General features: G+C 71.9%; 17 protein-coding genes and 1 pseudogene. 17 read left to right on the top strand and 1 reads right to left on the bottom strand.

Annotated elements, in window-relative coordinates; genetic code table 11:
• Positions 1–4: 4 nt before the first annotated feature.
• Positions 5–2464, top strand: a complete 2460-nt coding sequence (locus OG349_RS09975) for a [protein-PII] uridylyltransferase (RefSeq protein ID WP_327234280.1) — start codon at positions 5–7, stop codon at positions 2462–2464.
• A 138-nt stretch (positions 2465–2602) separates the two neighbouring features.
• Positions 2603–4162, top strand: coding sequence for a signal recognition particle protein (gene ffh, locus OG349_RS09970; RefSeq protein WP_327234279.1), 1560 nt, complete (start codon positions 2603–2605; stop codon positions 4160–4162).
• Between the two features lie 651 nt (positions 4163–4813).
• Here the strand turns inward: ffh and OG349_RS09965 are convergent.
• The gene (locus OG349_RS09965; RefSeq protein ID WP_327234278.1) at positions 4814–5662 is read right to left on the bottom strand and encodes a methyltransferase domain-containing protein; all 849 of its coding nucleotides are present in this window, start codon (positions 5660–5662) and stop codon (positions 4814–4816) included.
• Positions 5663–6379: 717 nt separating this feature from the next.
• Here OG349_RS09965 and OG349_RS09960 point away from each other — a divergent pair.
• The 15 genes and pseudogenes from OG349_RS09960 (at position 6380) to dprA (ending at position 17958) form a co-directional block, all read left to right on the top strand.
• A complete protein-coding gene (locus OG349_RS09960) occupies positions 6380–6973 on the top strand; it encodes a hypothetical protein (RefSeq protein ID WP_161308529.1) in 594 nt (197 codons plus the stop codon).
• Positions 6974–7197: 224 nt separating this feature from the next.
• Entirely contained in the window at positions 7198–7644 is a 447-nt protein-coding gene (gene rpsP, locus OG349_RS09955) for a 30S ribosomal protein S16 (RefSeq protein WP_327234277.1), read from the top strand.
• A gap of 2 nt (positions 7645–7646) precedes the next feature.
• A complete protein-coding gene (locus OG349_RS09950) occupies positions 7647–7886 on the top strand; it encodes an RNA-binding protein (RefSeq protein ID WP_020868149.1) in 240 nt (79 codons plus the stop codon).
• A gap of 111 nt (positions 7887–7997) precedes the next feature.
• Complete coding sequence (gene rimM, locus OG349_RS09945; protein WP_327234276.1) at positions 7998–8600, top strand: ribosome maturation factor RimM; 603 nt, start codon at positions 7998–8000, stop codon at positions 8598–8600.
• Entirely contained in the window at positions 8600–9421 is an 822-nt protein-coding gene (gene trmD / locus OG349_RS09940; protein ID WP_327234275.1) for a tRNA (guanosine(37)-N1)-methyltransferase TrmD, read from the top strand. Before rimM ends, trmD begins: the two co-directional genes overlap by 1 nt.
• A gap of 129 nt (positions 9422–9550) precedes the next feature.
• On the top strand, positions 9551–9901 hold the full coding sequence (gene rplS / locus OG349_RS09935; RefSeq protein WP_161308525.1) for a 50S ribosomal protein L19: 351 nt from the start codon (positions 9551–9553) through the stop codon (positions 9899–9901).
• 57 nt (positions 9902–9958) lie between these two features.
• Positions 9959–10735: a signal peptidase I gene (gene lepB, locus OG349_RS09930; protein ID WP_327234274.1), complete on the top strand. Its 777-nt coding sequence runs from the start codon at positions 9959–9961 to the stop codon at positions 10733–10735.
• Positions 10728–11818: pseudogene (gene lepB, locus OG349_RS09925) on the top strand (signal peptidase I). The gene lepB (OG349_RS09930) and the pseudogene lepB (OG349_RS09925) overlap by 8 nt, the downstream one beginning before the upstream one ends.
• Before the next feature lie 28 nt (positions 11819–11846).
• A complete protein-coding gene (gene lepB, locus OG349_RS09920; RefSeq protein ID WP_442806227.1) occupies positions 11847–12725 on the top strand; it encodes a signal peptidase I in 879 nt (292 codons plus the stop codon).
• A 45-nt stretch (positions 12726–12770) separates the two neighbouring features.
• On the top strand, positions 12771–13625 hold the full coding sequence (gene lepB, locus OG349_RS09915) for a signal peptidase I (protein WP_327234273.1): 855 nt from the start codon (positions 12771–12773) through the stop codon (positions 13623–13625).
• On the top strand, positions 13612–14142 hold the full coding sequence (locus OG349_RS09910) for an NUDIX hydrolase (RefSeq protein ID WP_327234272.1): 531 nt from the start codon (positions 13612–13614) through the stop codon (positions 14140–14142). The genes lepB (OG349_RS09915) and OG349_RS09910 overlap by 14 nt, the downstream gene beginning before the upstream one ends.
• Before the next feature lie 56 nt (positions 14143–14198).
• Positions 14199–14507, top strand: a complete 309-nt coding sequence (locus tag OG349_RS09905) for a DUF2469 domain-containing protein (protein WP_014675276.1) — start codon at positions 14199–14201, stop codon at positions 14505–14507.
• 213 nt (positions 14508–14720) lie between these two features.
• Positions 14721–15098, top strand: a complete 378-nt coding sequence (locus OG349_RS09900) for a YraN family protein (RefSeq protein ID WP_327234271.1) — start codon at positions 14721–14723, stop codon at positions 15096–15098.
• Positions 15098–16765 carry a YifB family Mg chelatase-like AAA ATPase gene (locus tag OG349_RS09895; RefSeq protein ID WP_327234270.1) on the top strand — a complete coding sequence of 556 codons (1668 nt, stop codon included), beginning with the start codon at positions 15098–15100 and terminating at the stop codon, positions 16763–16765. The genes OG349_RS09900 and OG349_RS09895 overlap by 1 nt, the downstream gene beginning before the upstream one ends.
• Positions 16762–17958 carry a DNA-processing protein DprA gene (gene dprA, locus OG349_RS09890; protein ID WP_327234269.1) on the top strand — a complete coding sequence of 399 codons (1197 nt, stop codon included), beginning with the start codon at positions 16762–16764 and terminating at the stop codon, positions 17956–17958. Before OG349_RS09895 ends, dprA begins: the two co-directional genes overlap by 4 nt.
• Positions 17959–17994: the final 36 nt, after the last annotated feature.

Genomic DNA, 17994 nt, shown 5'->3' with positions numbered 1-17994 from the left:
CTGGGTGACGAGCCTCGAAGAGACAACCGAGCAGACAGACTCGGGACCCAGCGGCTATGCGGCGGCCCGGCTGCGCCTTCTCCAGGAGAAGGCGCGGTCCGGGCCGCCGCGGCGCGCCGCCCTCGCGAAACTGACCGACGGCTGGCTGAACGCGCTGTTCACCACCGCCGCGAGGGAAGCCAGCGTCCGGGGCGCGGCCCTCGTCGCCGTGGGCGGCTACGGACGGGGCGAACTGTCCCCGCGCAGCGACCTCGACCTGCTGCTCCTGCACGACGGCAAGGCCGGCGCCCCCGCCATCGCGGCCCTCGCCGACCGCGTCTGGTACCCGGTGTGGGACCTCGGCCTCGCCCTGGACCACTCCGTCCGCACCCCCGCCGAGGCGCGCAGGACCGCCGGCGAGGACCTCAAGGTCCAGCTCGGGCTGCTCGACGCCCGGCACGTCGCCGGCGACTTGGGCCTCGTCACGGGCGTACGGACCGCGATCCTCGCCGACTGGCGCAACCAGGCACCCAAGCGGCTGCCCGAACTCGACGAACTCTGCCGCGAGCGCGCCGAACGCCAGGGCGAACTGCAATTCCTCCTTGAACCCGACCTCAAGGAGGCCAGGGGCGGCCTGCGCGACGCCACAGCCCTGCGCGCCGTCGCCGCGTCCTGGCTCGCCGACGCGCCCCGCGAAGGCCTCTCCGACGCCCGCAGACGCCTCCTGGACGCCCGCGACGCCCTGCACCTGACCACCGGACGCGCCACCGACCGGCTCGCCCTCCAGGAGCAGGACTCCGTCGCGGCCGAACTGGGCCTGCTGGACGCCGACGCCCTGCTGCGCCAGGTGTACGAAGCGGCCCGCACGGTCTCGTACGCCTCCGACGTCACCTGGCGCGAGGTCAACCGCGTGCTCCGCTCCCGGGGCGCCAGGCCCCGGCTGCGCGCCATGCTCGGCACCAAACCCGCGCCCGAGCGCACCCCCCTCGCCGAAGGAGTGGTGGAGCAGGACGGCGAGGTCGTCCTCGCCCGTACCGCACGTGTGGAACGCGACCTCGTCCTGCCCCTGCGGGCCGCGGCCGCCGCCGCCCAGGCGGGCCTGCCGATCTCCCTGCACGCCGTACGCCGCATCGCCGCCGCCGCGAAGCCCCTGCCGGTGCCCTGGCCCGCCGAGGCCCGCGAGGAACTCGTCAAACTGCTCGGCGCCGGCGAGTCCACCGTCCCCGTCTGGGAGGCCCTCGAAGCCGAAGGCCTGATCACCCAGCTCCTGCCCGACTGGGAGCGGGTCCGCTGCCGGCCCCAGCGCAACCCCGTCCACACCTGGACCGTCGACCGCCACCTCGTCGAGACCGCCGTCCAGGCCTCCTCCCTGACCCGCCGCGTCCACCGGCCCGACCTGCTCCTCGTCAGCGCCCTGCTGCACGACATCGGCAAGGGCTGGCCCGGCGACCACTCCGTCGCCGGTGAGGTCATCGCCCGCGACGTCGCCTCACGCATCGGCTTCGACCGCGACGACACGGCCGTCATCGCCGGCGTCGTACGCCACCACCTGCTGCTCATCGACACCGCCACCCGGCGCGACCTGGACGACCCCGCGACGGTCAGCTCCGTCGCCGGCCGGGTCGGCTCCCTCGGCACCCTGGAGCTGCTCCACGCCCTGACCGAGGCGGACGCCCTGGCCACCGGGCCCGCGGCCTGGTCCACCTGGCGCGCCGGACTCGTCTCCGACCTCGTGCGGCGGGTCGCCGCCGTCCTCGCGGGCGACGAGGTCCCCGAACCCGAACCCACCGCGCCCAGCGCCGAACAGGAACGCCTCGCCGTCGAGGCGCTGCGCACCGGCGAACCCGTCCTCGCCCTGCACGCCCCGCAGACCGAGCCCCCGCCCGAGGAGGAGCCCGACACCGAACCCGAACCGGTCGGCGTCGAACTCGTCATCGCGCTGCGCGACCAGCCGGGCGTCCTGCCCGCCGCGGCGGGCGTGCTCGCCCTGCACCGGCTCACCGTCCGGGCGGCCGACCTGCGCGCCATAGAGCTCCCCACGGAGCTGGGCGAGCGCTCCGACGTCCTGCTGCTGAGCTGGCGGGTGGCCGCGGAGTACGGCTCCCTCCCGCAGGCGAGCCGGCTGCGCGCCGACCTCGTACGGGCCCTGGACGGCACGCTGGACATCCCCGCCAGGCTCGCCGAACGCGAGGCCGCGTACCCCAGGCGCCGGGGCGTGAAGGCCCCGCCGCCCCGGGTGACCGTCGCCCCGACGGCCTCCCGGCACGCCACGGTCATCGAGGTACGCGCCCAGGACGCCCCGGGGCTGCTGCACCGCATCGGGCGCGCGCTGGAGGAAGCGGCGGTACGGGTCCGGAGCGCCCACGTCTCGACCCTCGGCGCGAACGCCGTGGACACCGTCTACGTCACACGCGCGGACGGGTCGCGCCTGCCGGAGGCGGACGCGGCGGCCCTGGCGAAGTCCCTGGAGGAAGCGCTGAGGTGAGCGCGGGCCCGGCCCTCAAGCGGTGAAAGGCGCCCTCGTCCGCGGATTTCCGGCGGGCGAGGGCGCTGTGCTGGTTCAGGCAGATACCCTGGAGGGCGATCTACCCGCCCGCCCCCGACCCGAGGATTCGCGACCACCGTGTTCGACACTCTCTCCGACCGCCTCGCAGCCACATTCAAGAGCCTCCGGGGCAAAGGGCGCCTCAGCCCGGAGGACATCGACGCCACGGCCCGCGAGATCCGTATCGCCCTGCTCGAAGCCGACGTGGCCCTGCCCGTCGTCCGCGCCTTCATCGCCAAGGTCAAGGAGCGCGCGAGCGGCGCCGAGGTCTCGGGCGCGCTGAACCCGAGCCAGCAGGTCATCAAGATCGTCAACGAGGAGCTCGTCGGCATCCTCGGCGGTGAGACCCGGCGGCTGCGCTTCGCCAAGCAGGCGCCCACCGTCATCATGCTCGCCGGCCTCCAGGGCGCGGGTAAGACCACCCTCGCGGGAAAGCTCGGCCTCTGGCTCAAGAACCAGGGCCACTCCCCGCTCCTGGTCGCCTGTGACCTCCAGCGCCCCAACGCCGTCACCCAGCTCTCCGTCGTCGCCGAGCGCGCGGGTGTCGCCGTGTACGCCCCGGAGCCGGGCAACGGCGTCGGCGACCCGGTCAAGGTCGCCAAGGACTCCATCGAGTACGCAAGGTCGCGCCAGTACGACATCGTCGTGGTCGACACCGCGGGCCGCCTGGGCATCGACCAGGAGCTGATGAAGCAGGCCTCCGACATCCGCGACGCGGTCAATCCCGACGAGACGCTCTTCGTCGTCGACGCGATGATCGGCCAGGACGCGGTCAACACCGCCGAGGCGTTCCGCGACGGCGTCGGCTTCGACGGTGTGGTCCTCTCCAAGCTCGACGGCGACGCCCGCGGTGGCGCGGCGCTCTCCATCGCGCACGTCACCGGCAAGCAGATCATGTTCGCCTCCAACGGCGAGAAGCTCGACGAGTTCGACGCGTTCCACCCGGACCGGATGGCGTCCCGCATCCTCGACATGGGTGACCTCCTCACCCTGATCGAGCAGGCGGAGAAGACGTTCAGCCAGGCCGAGGCCGAGAAGATGGCCGCCAAGCTCCAGAGCAGCAAGGGCGGCAAGGACTTCACCCTGGACGACTTCCTCGCCCAGATGGAACAGGTCAGGAAGATGGGCAGCATCTCGAAGCTGCTCGGCATGCTCCCCGGCATGGGCCAGATCAAGGACCAGATCAACAACATCGACGAGCGGGACGTGGACCGTACCGCCGCGATCATCAAGTCGATGACACCGGGCGAGCGTCACGAACCCACCATCATCAACGGCTCACGCCGGGCGCGGATCGCCCGCGGTTCCGGCGTGGAGGTCAGCGCGGTCAAGAACCTCGTGGAGCGGTTCTTCGAGGCGCGCAAGATGATGTCGAAGATGGCGCAGGGCGGGGGGATGCCGGGGATGCCGGGCGTTCCCGGGATGGGCGGGGGCCCCGGCCGTACGAAGAAGAAGCAGAAGGTCGCGAAGGGGAAGCAGCGGTCGGGCAACCCGATGAAGCGAAAGCTGGAGGAACAGGCGGCGGCGACGCGACGGGAGACGGCGGAGCCGTCCTCGGGCAACGCGTTTGGCCTGCCGGCCGGGGAGCCCGACAAGAACTTCGAGCTTCCGGACGAGTTCAAGAAGTTCATGGGCTGACGTGCCGGTGTCCGGTGCGGGTCACTGTTGTCCTTGCGCCGGACGGGCGTCTGCGCCCGGGTGGTGGGCGCGGGTTACTGATGTCCTCAATCGCCGGACGGGCTGGGTGTGTCGTGGTGGCGGGGGGTGGGGCCTGCGGAGGTACGTATGTCCGGACTGCATGTTTTACGGCGCGTTCAGGGACCCCGAACATTCACGGTAGCCATGCGCCACAAAACACGCTTTACGTCCGGACACACGCACCTCCTCCGACCCCACCCCCCTCACGCCGAGGGTGAGCTGAACGGCCCCCCGCTGCGGGGAGCGCCTGGCGCCGGGTGGGCGAGCGCGGCTTACTGATGTCCTCAAGCGCCGGACGGGCTGGGTGGTGCCCCCGGTGTCCTCCAAGGCCGGACGGACCCGGGGTTTGTCTTGACGCGGGCGTGGGAGGGGGACGGGCAGGGGTCGTGTCCGGAACGTAGAGCGTGTTTTGTGTCGCGTGGCTACCGTGAATGTTCGGGGTTCCCGAACGCGACGTAAAACATGCAGTGCAGGACACGACCCCTGCCCGGCCCCCGGCAACAACCCGCACCCAAACCACCGGCCCGCAGCGGGCACAATCAAGCCCGTCCGGCGATTGAGGACAACACCAACCGCAACGCGGTCGTGGAGTTAGGTTCGCGCGATCAGGTACCGGAACACATTCGGCATCCAGACCGTCCCGTCCTTACGGACATGCGGATGCAACGCCTCCGCGATCTCCTTCTCCACCTGCCGCCGATCCACCGCCCGCACCGCCCCGTCGAACACCCCCGTCGACAACAGCCCCCGCACCGCGCTCTCCGTGTCCGCGTACCCGAACGGGCACGACACGCGGCCCGAACCGTCCGGCTTGAGGCCCGCGCGGGCCGCGACCTCTTCCAGGTCGTCCCGGTACGCCGGGCGCCAGCCGCCCTTGCGGAGGGGGTCGGCCAGCCGGCCCGCGACCCGCAGGACACCCGCCGTCGCGCAGCGCTCCGGCGGGCCCCAGCCCGTCAGCACCACCGGGGCGCCCCGCCCCGCCAGCGGTATCGCCGCGTCCAGCGCGGGAGCCAGCCCCTTCGCGTCGCCCGCCACGCAGCCGATCGGCTGGAGCGCGGTGATCACGTCGTACGGCACACCGCCCGGCAGCGCGGCCTCCGCCATGCGGGAGGTGGGGAGCACGCTCCCGGAGGGGCGGGAGGCGGACCCGGGCGCGGCCAGCCGCGCCGACGCCAGCGTCAGCAGCTCCTCGTCGGAGTCGACGCCCGTGACCCGCGCCCCCCGCGCCGTCGCCATCAGGAGCGCCAGGCCCGAGCCGCAGCCGAGGCCCAGCAGCCGGGTACCGGCGCGGACCTCCAGGCGCTCGTGGACCGCTTCGTAGAGCGGTACCAGCATGCGTTCCTGGATCTCGGCCCAGTCGCGGGCGCGTGCGGAGGTGTCGGAGGCGACCGCCGGGGGCGGCCCCGCGTTCGTATGGTGCTGGACGAGCGTACGTGTCATGGATAGCGCCCCAATCCGCCGAGAGGTCGGTACTGCCCTGAATGACATCCCCCGTGTACGTGCGCGCCTACATCCCCCGTATGCCAGGGAACTCCGCATCCGTGCCCGCGTCCAGTGGGCGATTGGCAAAGCGTCGGTGAACCACTGGTACGCCCCCGCGTGTGCGGCCGGTTCCCGCCCTGGGGCGTCCCCGTGGCACACGCGCGTGCCGGGCGAAGAGGCCTGTTCGGACGCCCCGGCGGGCAATTTCCCTTGGGGCGTACGGGATCCGGGACCCGGCCGGAAGTGGCCGACAACGGTCTCCTCCCCGCCGCGTCGGCGACTGGGCCGAACGGGTGGTCGCACAGGAGCGGCCCCGTCGCACGCCCGCGTACGCCCCACCGGACCACACGCGGACGCCCCCGGCCCGCACAACGGGGCGGTGCCGGTATCCGGCGATGCGCCGGGTACTGTCGGTCTTGTGGCCCGCGCTCCGTCTAGCGCCCGCCCCGCCGAACGCCCGCGCCGCATGGGCGCCCGCGCCCCCGTACGTAGATCGTCTACGCGTCGAAGCGTACGAGTCGCTACGTACCAGCTTGGTAGGGGCTGCGAGGCTTCTCCGCAGATCTACGCACCCGCCCTCGTCAGGACGCATCAATGGCAACTGACGGGTACGTGCAAATTATTTGGGATGCCCCGGAATGGAACCCCGGAGCGCCCCAGCTCGTTATTCACGACGTGAGCACGACACCACCTGTTCTCGCCGCAGAGCTGGCACAGGCGTGGGCCGATATTCAGCGGTCCCACCCCGAGCTGCCGGATCTTGCCGCGCCAGAGTCCCTGATCGGAGAGTCCTCGTCCGCCTGCGGCGCGGAGCTCTCATTCGAACGACTGCTTCACGAAGCGGTCCACGGCATCGCCGCGGCGAGAGGTGTCCGGGACACCTCGCGAGCGGGCCGCTATCACAACCGCCGATTCCTGGCGATCGCCGAGGAGATGGGCCTGGACCACCCCGAGGAGCCGCATCCCAGCAGCGGCTTCTCGCTGGTCTCGCTCAGCCCCGAGGCGAAGCGCCGGTACCGCCCCACGATGGAGCGGTTGCAACGGGCCCTCAAGGCGCACACGGTCGCGACGGCCGCCGACACCAAGCGGAGCTTCCGCGGTCCCGCGGCCCGGCACGGGTCGTCCGGCGGGGGCGTGCGCGTCAAGGCGGTCTGCGACTGCGGGCGCAACGTGCGCGTGGTCCCGTCCGTCCTGGCCCAGGCGCCCATCGTCTGCGGCGGCTGCGGCAAGCCGTTCCGTATCCCGGAAGTGGTCGCCGCTGCGAGCTGAGCACCGGTGCCCACCGACGCGCGCCGGTGGGCGGGGCCCGGCGCCCGACCGCCGCCGCGTCATGCCGCACCGCAGGTGTGTGGCACAATAGCCAGCTGTACTCGACAGTCGCACAGGACCCCTCTCTCCTCCGGCTGACGCGTCCATCGGGCGGATCGGGTACCGCAACCCCACGCGGCGTCCCGCCTCGCCCAACCACGTCAAGACCAGGAGACACCACTCCAGTGGCAGTCAAGATCAAGCTGAAGCGTCTGGGCAAGATCCGTTCGCCTCACTACCGCATCATCGTCGCCGACTCCCGCGTCCGCCGTGACGGCCGGGCGATCGAGGAGATCGGCATCTACCACCCGGTCCAGAACCCCTCGCGCATCGAGGTCGACTCGGACCGCGCGCGGTACTGGCTGTCTGTCGGCGCCCAGCCGACCGAGCCGGTTCTCGCGATCCTCAAGCTCACCGGTGACTGGCAGGCGCACAAGGGCCTTCCGGCCCCCGCGCCCCTGCTGCTCCCCGAGCCGAAGGCCGACAAGCGGGCCCTCTTCGAGGCGCTCACCAAGGACGGCGGCGACGAGCCCAAGGGTGAGGCCATCACCCCGAAGGCGAAGAAGGCCGACAAGAAGGCGGACGAAGCCGGGACCGAGTCCTCGGCGCCCGCCGAGTCCACCGAGGCCTGAGCATGCTCGAGGAGGCTCTCGAGCACCTCGTGAAGGGCATCGTCGACAACCCGGACGAAGTGCAGGTCGCCTCGCGCAACCTGCGCCGTGGCCGCGTGCTGGAGGTCAGGGTCCACCCCGACGACCTCGGCAAGGTGATCGGCCGCAACGGTCGTACCGCTCGCGCGCTGCGCACCGTCGTGGGTGCCATCGGCGGCCGTGGCATCCGCGTCGACCTCGTCGACGTGGACCAGGTCCGCTGACAGCGTTCAACTGACAGCGTTCAACACCGGCACGGGCCGGGGCCGGGCCGTATGGTCCGCCCCGGCTCGTTGCCGTTTGTTCCATGTGTGACCGTAAAAGGGGCGTATGCAGTGCAGTTGGTGGTTGCGCGGATCGGTCGCGCCCATGGGATCAAGGGTGAGGTCACCGTCGAGGTGCGTACGGACGAGCCCGAGCTGAGGCTCGGGCCCGGCGCCGTACTGGGCACGGAACCGGCGTCGGCCGGCCCGCTGACGATCGCGACGGGCCGGGTGCACAGCGGCAGGCTGCTGCTCCGCTTCGAGGGCGTGAGCGACCGCGGTGGCGCCGAGGCGCTCCGTAACATCCTGCTGATCGCCGAGGTCGACCCCGAGGAACTCCCCGAGGACCCGGAGGAGTTCTACGACCATCAGCTGATGGACCTCGACGTCGTCCTCGCCGACGGCACGGAGATCGGGCGGATCACCGAGATCACTCACCTGCCGTCGCAGGACCTGTTCATCGTGGAACGGCCCGACGGCAGCGAGGTGATGATCCCCTTCGTGGAGGAGATCGTCACCGAGATCGACCTGGAGGAGCAGCGGGCCGTCATCGACCCGCCGCCGGGTCTCATCGACGAGCTCCCGGAGACGGAGCCCGAGACGTCGGACCAGCCGGAGACGGACCAGCCGGAGAAGGCCGACAGCGGCGACAAGGCCGACAAGGGCGACGCCTGATGCGGCTCGACGTCGTCACGATCTTCCCCGAGTACCTGGACCCCCTGAACGTCTCGCTGGTCGGCAAGGCCCGCGCGCGGGGCCGCCTCGGCGTGCACGTGCACGACCTGCGGGAGTGGACGTACGACCGGCACAACACGGTCGACGACACCCCGTACGGCGGCGGACCCGGCATGGTCATGAAGACCGAGCCGTGGGGCGACGCCCTGGACGACGTGCTGGCGAGCGGGTACGAGTCGGGCGCCCACGACCCGGTGCTGGTCGTGCCCACCCCGAGCGGCCGGCCCTTCACCCAGGAGACCGCCGTCGCGCTCTCCGAGCGCCCCTGGCTGATCTTCACACCGGCCCGGTACGAGGGCATCGACCGCCGGGTCGTGGACGAGTACCGGACCCGGATGCCCGTCCATGAGGTGTCCATCGGCGACTACGTCCTGGCCGGCGGCGAGGCGGCCGTCCTGGTCGTCACCGAGGCCGTGGCCCGGCTGCTGCCCGGCGTGCTCGGCAACGCCGAGTCGCACCGTGACGACTCCTTCGCGCCCGGCGCGATGGCCGACCTGCTGGAGGGGCCCGTCTACACCAAGCCCCCCGAGTGGCGCGGGCGCGGCATCCCGGACGTGCTGCTCAGCGGCCACCACGGGAAGATCGCGCGCTGGCGGCGCGACGAGGCGTTCGAACGTACCGCCCTCAACCGCCCCGACCTGATCGAGCGTTGCGACCCCTCGGCCTTCGACAAGAAGGACCGGGAGATCCTCTCCATCCTCGGCTGGTCCCCCGAGCCCGGTGGCCGATTTTGGCGCAGGCCCCCCGCCATGGAAGAATAGGCCGCTGCCCTACGTCCGGTGTGCGCCCCTGCCACAGGGGGAACGACGCCCGCCCGACGAGAACGGCACCCCAGACTCTCATCCCGACATCCGCTGATGACCTGTGGCATCAGTGAGGAAGCAGATCCCATGACCAGCTTGCTCGACGCCGTAGACGCGTCGTCGCTCCGCAGCGACCTCCCCAAGTTCCGCGCCGGTGACACCGTGAACGTCCACGTGCGTGTCATCGAAGGAAACCGCTCCCGCATCCAGCAGTTCAAGGGTGTCGTCATCCGGCGTCAGGGCTCCGGCGTCCGTGAGTCCTTCACGGTCCGCAAGGTCTCCTTCTCCGTCGGCGTCGAGCGGACCTTCCCCGTCCACAGCCCGATCTTCGAGAAGATCGAGCTCGTGAGCCGCGGTGACGTCCGTCGCGCCAAGCTCTACTACCTGCGCGAGCTGCGCGGCAAGAAGGCGAAGATCAAGGAGAAGCGCGACAACTGAGCCCCGGCTCACCGTCGCGACCGGGGCCGGCGGGCGGCCGGATAAGCTCCTGCCCCGATGGACACCGAAGCACAGCACACGGAGCGCGACTCCTCCTCCCAGCCCCTCACCGGGGCGGAGGAGAAGTCGCGCTCCGCGCGTTTTTCCGGCCGGTTCTGGCGCAGGGCCGGGGTGCTCGCGGGGGTGTGTGTCGCCGTGGTCCTGCTGGTCAGCCACTTCGTGATGCAGCCCTTCCTGATCCCGAGCGGCTCCATGGAGCCCACTCTCCGGGTCGGGGACCGGGTGCTGGTCGACAAGCTGGCGTACCGTTTCGGGTCCGTGCCGCGCCGCGGCGACGTCGTCGTCTTCGACGGCACGGGCTCCTTCGTACAGGAGAAGCCCCGGGAGAATCCCGTCACCGGGCTGCTGCGCGGCGCCGCGGCGGCCGTGGGACTCGCCGAGCCCGCCGGGACCGACTTCGTGAAGCGGGTGATCGGGGTGGGAGGCGACCGAGTGGTCTGCTGCGACGAAGGGGGCAGGGTCGAGGTGAACGGACGGGCGGTGGACGAACCGTACGTGTACGCCGGTGACGCCCCGTCCCGCGTTCCCTTCGACATCGTCGTCCCGGAGGGCACGCTGTGGGTCATGGGTGATCACCGCGACAACTCCCGCGACTCCCGGGACCATCTCGGCGAGCCGGGCGGGGGTGTGGTGCCGGTGGACCGGGTCGTGGGACGGGTGAGGTGGATCGGCTGGCCGCCCGGCCGCTGGTCGGCGCTGAGACCCACCGACGCGTTCGAGGACGTGGGGGGTCCGGCCAACGGTCAGAGGAGGCGGGACGATGCTCATGGGTAAGCGCGGGCGCGCCGCCAGCCACGGGCACGACACCCGCCTGCCGACCGGCAGCCGGCCCACCATGGGCCGGGCGCTGCCGGGCCGGGCCGACCGGCGCAGACTCGCGCGGCGGGTCAAGAACCGCAGGCGGCGGTCGGCCATGACCGAGATCCCGGTGCTGATCACCGTGGCGCTGCTGATCGCGCTGGTCCTCAAGACCTTCCTCGTACAGGCCTTCGTGATCCCGTCGGGCTCGATGGAGCAGACGATCAGGATCAGCGACCGGGTGCTGGTGGACAAACTGACCCCGTGGTTCGGCTCGAAGCCGGAACGCGGCGACGTCGTCGTCTTCAAGGACCCCGGGAACTGGCTGGAGGACGAGAAGCCCGTACCGGACACCTCCCCGGTCGTCATCAAGCAGATCAAGGAAGGGCTGACCTTCATCGGGCTGCTGCCGTCCGCCGACGACCAGGATCTGATCAAGCGGGTCGTCGGTGTCGGGGGTGACACCGTCAAGTGCTGTGACGCATCGGGCAAAATTACCGTCAACGGTGTGCCGCTGGAAGAGCCGTATCTCCACCCGGGGAACGCTCCCTCGACGATCACTTTCGAGGTGAAGGTGCCCGCGGGGCGTATCTTCGTCATGGGTGACCACCGGGAGAACTCGGCGGATTCCCGCTTCCATCTCGACGAGAAGGACCAGGGCACGGTCTCGGAGGACGAGGTGGTGGGGCGGGCCGTGGTCATCGCCTGGCCGATCGGCCACTGGAGCCGGCTGGGGGACTCGGAGCCGTTCGGCAAGGTCCCGGACGTGCGTCCCGCGCCGACGGCGGCCACAGGCGCGTCTAATAGTGTGTTCCCGCGGGATCGACATGGATTGGTCCGGCTCCCGAGCCCTGCGGAACTCCCGCTCGTTATGGGAGTGGTGGGCCTGCCCCTTCTCCGGGGCAGGCGACCGCACGGAGTGAATCGCACGGAGTGAGGAGTGGATGTGGGGGATGTGGCGGTCGGCGCACGTTCCGGTCACGATGATCCCGAGGAGGGACACGAGCAGCTCGCCGAGTCGCCCGCGGTCGTGACGGACAGCACGACGGAACCCGGTAACGGTCCCTTGGGCGGTGACGGCGGTCCCTTGAGCGGTGATGGCGTCGGTGACAACGACGGTGCCGGTACCGGTGACGGCGAAGGGCAGAGGAAGCAGCGTTCCTTCTGGAAGGAGCTTCCCCTCCTCATCGTCATCGCGCTGGTCCTGGCGTTGGTGATCAAGACTTTCCTGGTCCAGGCGTTCTCGATCCCCTCGGACTCGATGCAGAACACCCTCCAGCGGGGTGACCGGGTGCTGGTGGACAAGCTGACCCCGTGGTTCGGCTCGGAGCCCGAGCGCGGCGAGGTGGTCGTCTTCCACGACCCGGGCGGCTGGCTGCCCGAGACGGACGTCCCCGACCCGAACATCGCGCAGAAGTTCCTGAGCTTCATCGGGCTGATGCCGTCCGCCGAGGAGAAGGACCTGATCAAGCGGGTCATCGCGGTCGGCGGCGACACGGTGGAGTGCAAGAAGGGCGGCCCGGTCGAGGTCAACGGGCACGCGCTGGACGAGAAGGGATTCATCTTCGCCGGCAACACCCCGTGCGACGACCAGCCCTTCGGACCGTTCAAGGTGCCCAAGGACCGGCTCTGGGTGATGGGCGACCACCGGCAGAACTCGCAGGACTCGCGCTACCACATGGACAACGCCGACCGGGGATTTGTCCCGGTCAAGGATGTGGTCGGCCGGGCCATCGTGGTCGCGTGGCCGCTCGACAGGCTGGCGACGCTTCCGGTGCCCGACACCTTCGACCAGGCCGGTCCTGGCCAGGCGGCCGCCGTCGTGGGGTCGCTCGCGGCTCCCGGCGCGGCCGGCCTCGCCGGTGCGGTGCCGCTGGTGCTGTGGCGCAGGAAGAGGCTCACGTCCCGGCCGGTGAAGGAATCGGGTCCGCACAGCACCGGACCCGGTGGCGGTACCGCCGGGTAGGGTGCCGTCCCGGATCGTCGATTTCCGGAACGGTGGGGTGCTCGGGTGAGCGGAACGGGACGTACGGGCGGAACGGGACGTACGGGACCTGGGAACGGCGGCCACGGCCGCCTCGGCAGCGTGCTGTCGGGGCTGGTCGTGGCCGTCGGCTGTGTGCTCTTCCTCGGCGGGTTCGTCTGGGGAGCCGTGGAGTACCGCCCGTACACCGTCCCGACCGATTCGATGTCCCCGACCGTGAAGGCGGGGGACCGGGTGCTCGCCCAGCGGATACCGGGTGACGCGGTACGGCGCGGGGACGTGGTGGTCTTCACCGACAAGCAGTGGGGCGACATGCCGATGGTGAAGCGGGTCGTCGGGATCGGCGGCGACAAGGTCGCCTGCTGCGACACCGGGGGCCGGCTGACCGTCAACGGCGAGGCGATCGCGGAGCCGTACGTGGGCGAGCTGCCCGGCGGGCGGGCTTCCGGCACCGATTTCGACGCGACCGTACCGGCCGGACAGCTGTTCCTGCTGGGCGACCAGCGGACCTTCTCGCTGGACTCCCGGGTCCATCTGGAGGACCCGGGGCAGGGCTCGGTCCCGCGCTCCGCGGTGGACGCGCGGGTCGACGCCGTCATCTGGCCGTCGCCGGGCTTCCTGGGGCGCCCGGCGGGGTTCGCGGCGCTGCCGGGCGGGGTGTCCGCCGCCGGGCCGGTCAGGCCGCTTGCCGGGGCGGTGGTGCTCGGGGCGGTGCTGATCATGGCGGGGGCGGCGTACGGGCCGCTCGCGCAGCGCCGGGCCAAACGGCGGGCGAAGGGCCGGGGGCCGGGGGCCGGTGGGGCCGGGCGGTCGGGCCGGTCGGGGCAGTCAGGGGCGTCAGGGCCGTCAGGGGAAGGGGTGTCGGCGCGTGCCGGAGGCTGAGGACGGGTCCGGCGGGTCCGGCGGGTTCGGCGGGGGCGTGCTGCGGAAGGTCGCCCGGGTGGTGCTGCTCGACCCGGAGGACCGCATCCTGCTGCTCCACGGCTACGAACCGGACGACCCGGGCGACACGTGGTGGTTCACGCCCGGCGGGGGCCTGGAGGGCGACGAGAGCCGCGCGGAGGCCGCGCTGCGGGAGCTCGTGGAGGAGACAGGGATCACACAGGTCGAGCTGGGGCCTGTGCTGTGGCACCGGCGGTGCTCGTTCCCGTTCGACGGGCGGCGCTGGGACCAGGACGAGTGGTACTTCCTGGCGCGTACGACACAGACCGAGACGGCCCCCGGCGGGCTGACCGAGCTGGAGCGCCGCAGTGTCGCGGGGCTGAGGTGGTGGACCTCCGCCGAACTTCTGGCGGCACGTGAGACGGTGTATCCGACCAGGCTCGCCGAGCTGCTGCGTACGCTGCTCGACGAGGGTCCCCCGGATGAACCGGTGGTCCTCGCCCCCGAAATCGTCTAGGGGCGCGGGGGACCGGAGCACAATAGGGGGACGTACGGCTGAAGGGGAACATTGCCATGAGCGCCGAGGACCTCGAGAAGTACGAGACCGAGATGGAGCTGAAGCTCTACCGGGAGTACCGCGATGTCGTCGGTCTGTTCAAATATGTGATCGAGACCGAGCGTCGCTTCTATCTCACCAATGACTACGAAATGCAGGTGCATTCCGTACAGGGCGAGGTCTTTTTCGAGGTGACGATGGCGGACGCGTGGGTCTGGGACATGTACAGGCCCGCCCGTTTCGTCAAGCAGGTACGGGTGCTCACGTTCAAGGACGTGAACATCGAGGAGCTCAACAAGAGCGATCTCGAACTGCCCGGAGGCTGAAGAGCATGACAGCGCGGACGGAGATGCCCCGGGGTTGCCGCCCCGGGGCGTTTTCGTGTGCCCCCGGGGCGTGCCGGTGTCCGGCGGCACGGGGTTTCCCGGGGTGGCTTCACTCGCACGAGTGAGCGAGTTTTCCACAACGCCCTGGTTGTCCACCAAGATCCACTTGTTTTCGGCGGGCGCGGGAGAGTCGGTGCCGGAGGTGGTGCCGATATGAACGCGACGGGGGCGTTGGGACGCTACGGCGAGGACCTGGCGGTGCGGCGGCTGGCCGCGGCCGGGATGACCGTGCTGGCGAGGAACTGGCGGTGCGGCAGGACGGGCGAGATCGACATCGTGGCCCGGGACGAGGACGCCGGGGGCGGTGAGGTGCTGGTCGTCTGCGAGGTGAAGACCCGCAGGGCGGATTCCTTCGAACATCCCATGGCCGCCGTCACCCCGGTCAAGGCGGACCGGCTGAGACGGCTGGCGGCCTGCTGGCTGGAGCGGTGCGGCGGTCCGCCGCCGGGCGGGGTCCGCATCGACCTGATCGGGGTGGTCCTGCCCCGGCGGGGCGCGGCCGTGGTCGAGCACGCGCGGGGGGTGGCCTGATGGGGTTCGCGCGGGCGTGCTCGGTGGCGCTGGTGGGCGTCGAGGGCGTGGTGGTGGAGGTGCAGGCGGACCTGGAACCGGGCGTGGCGGCGTTCACCCTGGTGGGGCTGCCGGACAAGAGTCTGGTCGAGAGCCGGGACCGGGTGCGGGCCGCCGTGGTCAACTCCGGCGGCGAGTGGCCGCAGAAGAAGCTCACGGTCGGGCTGAGCCCGGCCTCCGTGCCCAAGAGTGGTTCGGGATTCGATCTGGCCGTCGCGTGTGCCGTCCTCGGGGCGGCGGAGCGCGTCGACCCCCGGGCCATCGCGGATCTGGTGCTCATCGGCGAGCTGGGGCTCGACGGGCGCGTCCGGCCGGTGCGCGGGGTGCTGCCCGCCGTGCTCGCGGCGGCCGAGGCCGGATACCGGCAGGTGGTCGTCCCGGAGCGGACCGCCGGGGAGGCCTCACTGGTTCCCGGGGTCTCGGTCCTGGGGGTGCGGACCCTGCGCCAGCTCATCGCGATCCTGACCGACGAGCCCGTGCCCGACGAACCGGCCGAGACGGGCGAAGGACGCCCCGACCCCCTCCTGGCGGGGCTGATGGTGCCCGGCGCCGGGGTGGGCACGGGACTGGCCGCCGGCCTGGGGGAGAGGGACGGACACCGGCCCGACCTGGCGGACGTGGCGGGCCAGACCGCTGCCCGTACGGCCCTGGAGGTGGCCGCGGCGGGCGGACACCACCTGCTGCTGCACGGGCCGCCCGGCGCGGGGAAGACGATGCTCGCGGAACGGCTGGCCGGCGTGCTGCCCCCGCTGACCAAGCAGGAGTCCCTGGAGGTCACGGCGGTGCACTCGGTGGCGGGCATGCTGCCACCCGGCGAACCGCTCGTCCGTACGGCTCCCTATTGCGCGCCGCACCACTCGGCGACGATGCAGTCCCTGGTGGGCGGCGGCAACGGGATGCCGCGACCCGGAGCGGTGTCGCTCGCACACCGCGGAATTCTCTTCTTGGACGAGGCTCCGGAATTTTCCGGGCGGGCGCTGGACGCGCTGCGCCAGCCCCTGGAGTCGGGGCATGTGGTGGTGGCGCGCAGCGCGGGGGTGGTACGGCTGCCCGCCCGGTTCCTGATGATCCTGGCGGCCAACCCCTGCCCCTGCGGGCGTCACACGCTCCACGGGGCCGGGTGCGACTGCCCGCCCTCGGCGATCCGGCGCTACCAGGCGCGGTTGTCGGGACCGCTGCTCGACCGGGTGGACCTGCGGGTCGAGGTCCAGCCTGTCCACCGCGCCGACCTGGTGGGACAGGGCGGGCGCGGTGAGTCCACGGCGGTGGTCGCGGCCCGGGTCCTGGAGGCCAGGGCGCGGTCGGCGGCCCGGCTGGAGGGCACGCCGTGGTCGGTCAACAGTGAAGTGCCGGGGCATGAGCTGCGGACCCGCTGGCCGGTGGCGCCGGGGGCGCTGGACACGGCGGAGCGCGACCTGGAGCGGGGTCTGCTCACGGCGCGAGGCCTGGACCGGGTGCTGCGGGTGGCCTGGACCGTCGCGGACCTCGCCGGACACCGCTGCCCGGACGCCCGGGACGTGGACCTGGCCCTGGAGCTGCGCACCGGCATCGCCCGCGGCGCGCGGTCCGGAGCCGGCGGGGAGTCGGCGCGCGCCGACGCCGGGGTCGCGAACGGGGGACTGTCATGACGAGGTGGACGGGGACGAGTGACGCGGTGAGCGGTGGGGTCGGACCGGGGGAGCGGCTGGCGCGGGCCGCGCTCACGCGGGTGCTGGAGCCGGGGGACGAACACGGGGGCCGGTGGCTGGCGGAGTTCGGGGCCGCCGGGCTGCTCGCCAGGCTCACCTCCGGGGACGACGGACGCGACGAGCTGACCGGCGTCGGCGAACCACGCCTGGCGGGCTACCGGAACCGGGCCGCCGCCGCCGTGCCCGAGCGGGACCTGGCGGCCGTGCACGCGCTCGGCGGGCGCTTCGTCTGCCCCGGCGACCAGGAGTGGCCCAGCCAGCTCGACGACCTGGGCGACGCGCGACCGGTCGGGCTCTGGGTGCGGGGAAGGCCGGATCTGCGGATCTGGTCCGTGCGCTCCGTCGCCCTGGTCGGCGCCAGGGCGTGTACTCCGTACGGGGCACATATGGCGGCCTCTCTGGGCTCCGGACTCGCCGAGCGCGGCTGGGTCGTCACCTCCGGCGCCGCGTTCGGGGTGGACGGCGCGGCCCACCGGGGCGCGCTGGCGGCGGGCGGGGCGACCGTCGCGGTCCTGGCCTGCGGCGTCGACGTCGTCTACCCCCGGGGTCACGCCGAGTTGATCGGACGCATCGCCGAACAAGGACTGGTCGTCGGCGAATTGCCGCCCGGCGCCCACCCGACCCGCAGCAGGTTCGTCCAGCGCAACCGCGTGATCGCCGCGCTCACCCGGGGAACCGTCGTCGTGGAGGCGGAGTACCGCAGCGGATCACTCGTCACCGCGCGCTGCGCGCAGCGGCTCGGCCGGTTCACGATGGGCGTGCCAGGGCCCGCCACCAGCGGACTCTCGGCGGGCGTGCACGAACTGCTGCGCGGCGAGGGAGTGCTGGTCACGGACGCGGCCGAAGTGGCCGAGCTGGTCGGGGACATCGGCGACCTCGCACCGAGGCGGCGCGGGCCCGTGGTGCCCAGGGACCTGCTGGACCCGGCCAGCGCACGGGTGCTGGAGGCGCTGCCCGCCCAGGGGGCCGCCGACGGACGGGAGATCGCCCGGGGGGCCGGCACCACCGCCGACGAGGCGCTCGGCAGGCTCTACGAACTCCACTCGCTGGGCTTCGTCGAACGGCACGGCGACGGCTGGCAGTTGGCCCGGCGCCCGACACCGGCGGGCGCGGCGCGGCGAGGCGGTACTTGACCTGGGGCATTCGGGTGAAAAGGTGTGAGCGGCGCC

The sequence above is a fragment of the Streptomyces sp. NBC_01317 genome, from assembly GCF_035961655.1.
Lineage (GTDB): Bacteria > Actinomycetota > Actinomycetes > Streptomycetales > Streptomycetaceae > Streptomyces.
This window is presented reverse-complemented; position numbering and strand designations above follow the sequence as displayed.

Excerpts from the sequence above, each read along its gene's own strand:
- OG349_RS09965 (WP_327234278.1), bottom strand. The coding sequence starts at position 5,662 with ATGACACGTACGCTCGTCCAGCACCATACGAACGCGGGGCCGCCCCCG.
- OG349_RS09950 (WP_020868149.1), top strand. The coding sequence starts at position 7,647 with ATGCTCGAGGAGGCTCTCGAGCACCTCGTGAAGGGCATCGTCGACAAC.
- trmD (WP_327234275.1), top strand. The coding sequence starts at position 8,600 with ATGCGGCTCGACGTCGTCACGATCTTCCCCGAGTACCTGGACCCCCTG.
- rplS (WP_161308525.1), top strand. The coding sequence starts at position 9,551 with ATGACCAGCTTGCTCGACGCCGTAGACGCGTCGTCGCTCCGCAGCGAC.
- lepB (WP_327234274.1), top strand. The coding sequence starts at position 9,959 with ATGGACACCGAAGCACAGCACACGGAGCGCGACTCCTCCTCCCAGCCC.
- OG349_RS09905 (WP_014675276.1), top strand. The coding sequence starts at position 14,199 with ATGAGCGCCGAGGACCTCGAGAAGTACGAGACCGAGATGGAGCTGAAG.
- OG349_RS09900 (WP_327234271.1), top strand. The coding sequence starts at position 14,721 with ATGAACGCGACGGGGGCGTTGGGACGCTACGGCGAGGACCTGGCGGTG.
- OG349_RS09895 (WP_327234270.1), top strand. The coding sequence starts at position 15,098 with ATGGGGTTCGCGCGGGCGTGCTCGGTGGCGCTGGTGGGCGTCGAGGGC.
- dprA (WP_327234269.1), top strand. The coding sequence starts at position 16,762 with ATGACGAGGTGGACGGGGACGAGTGACGCGGTGAGCGGTGGGGTCGGA.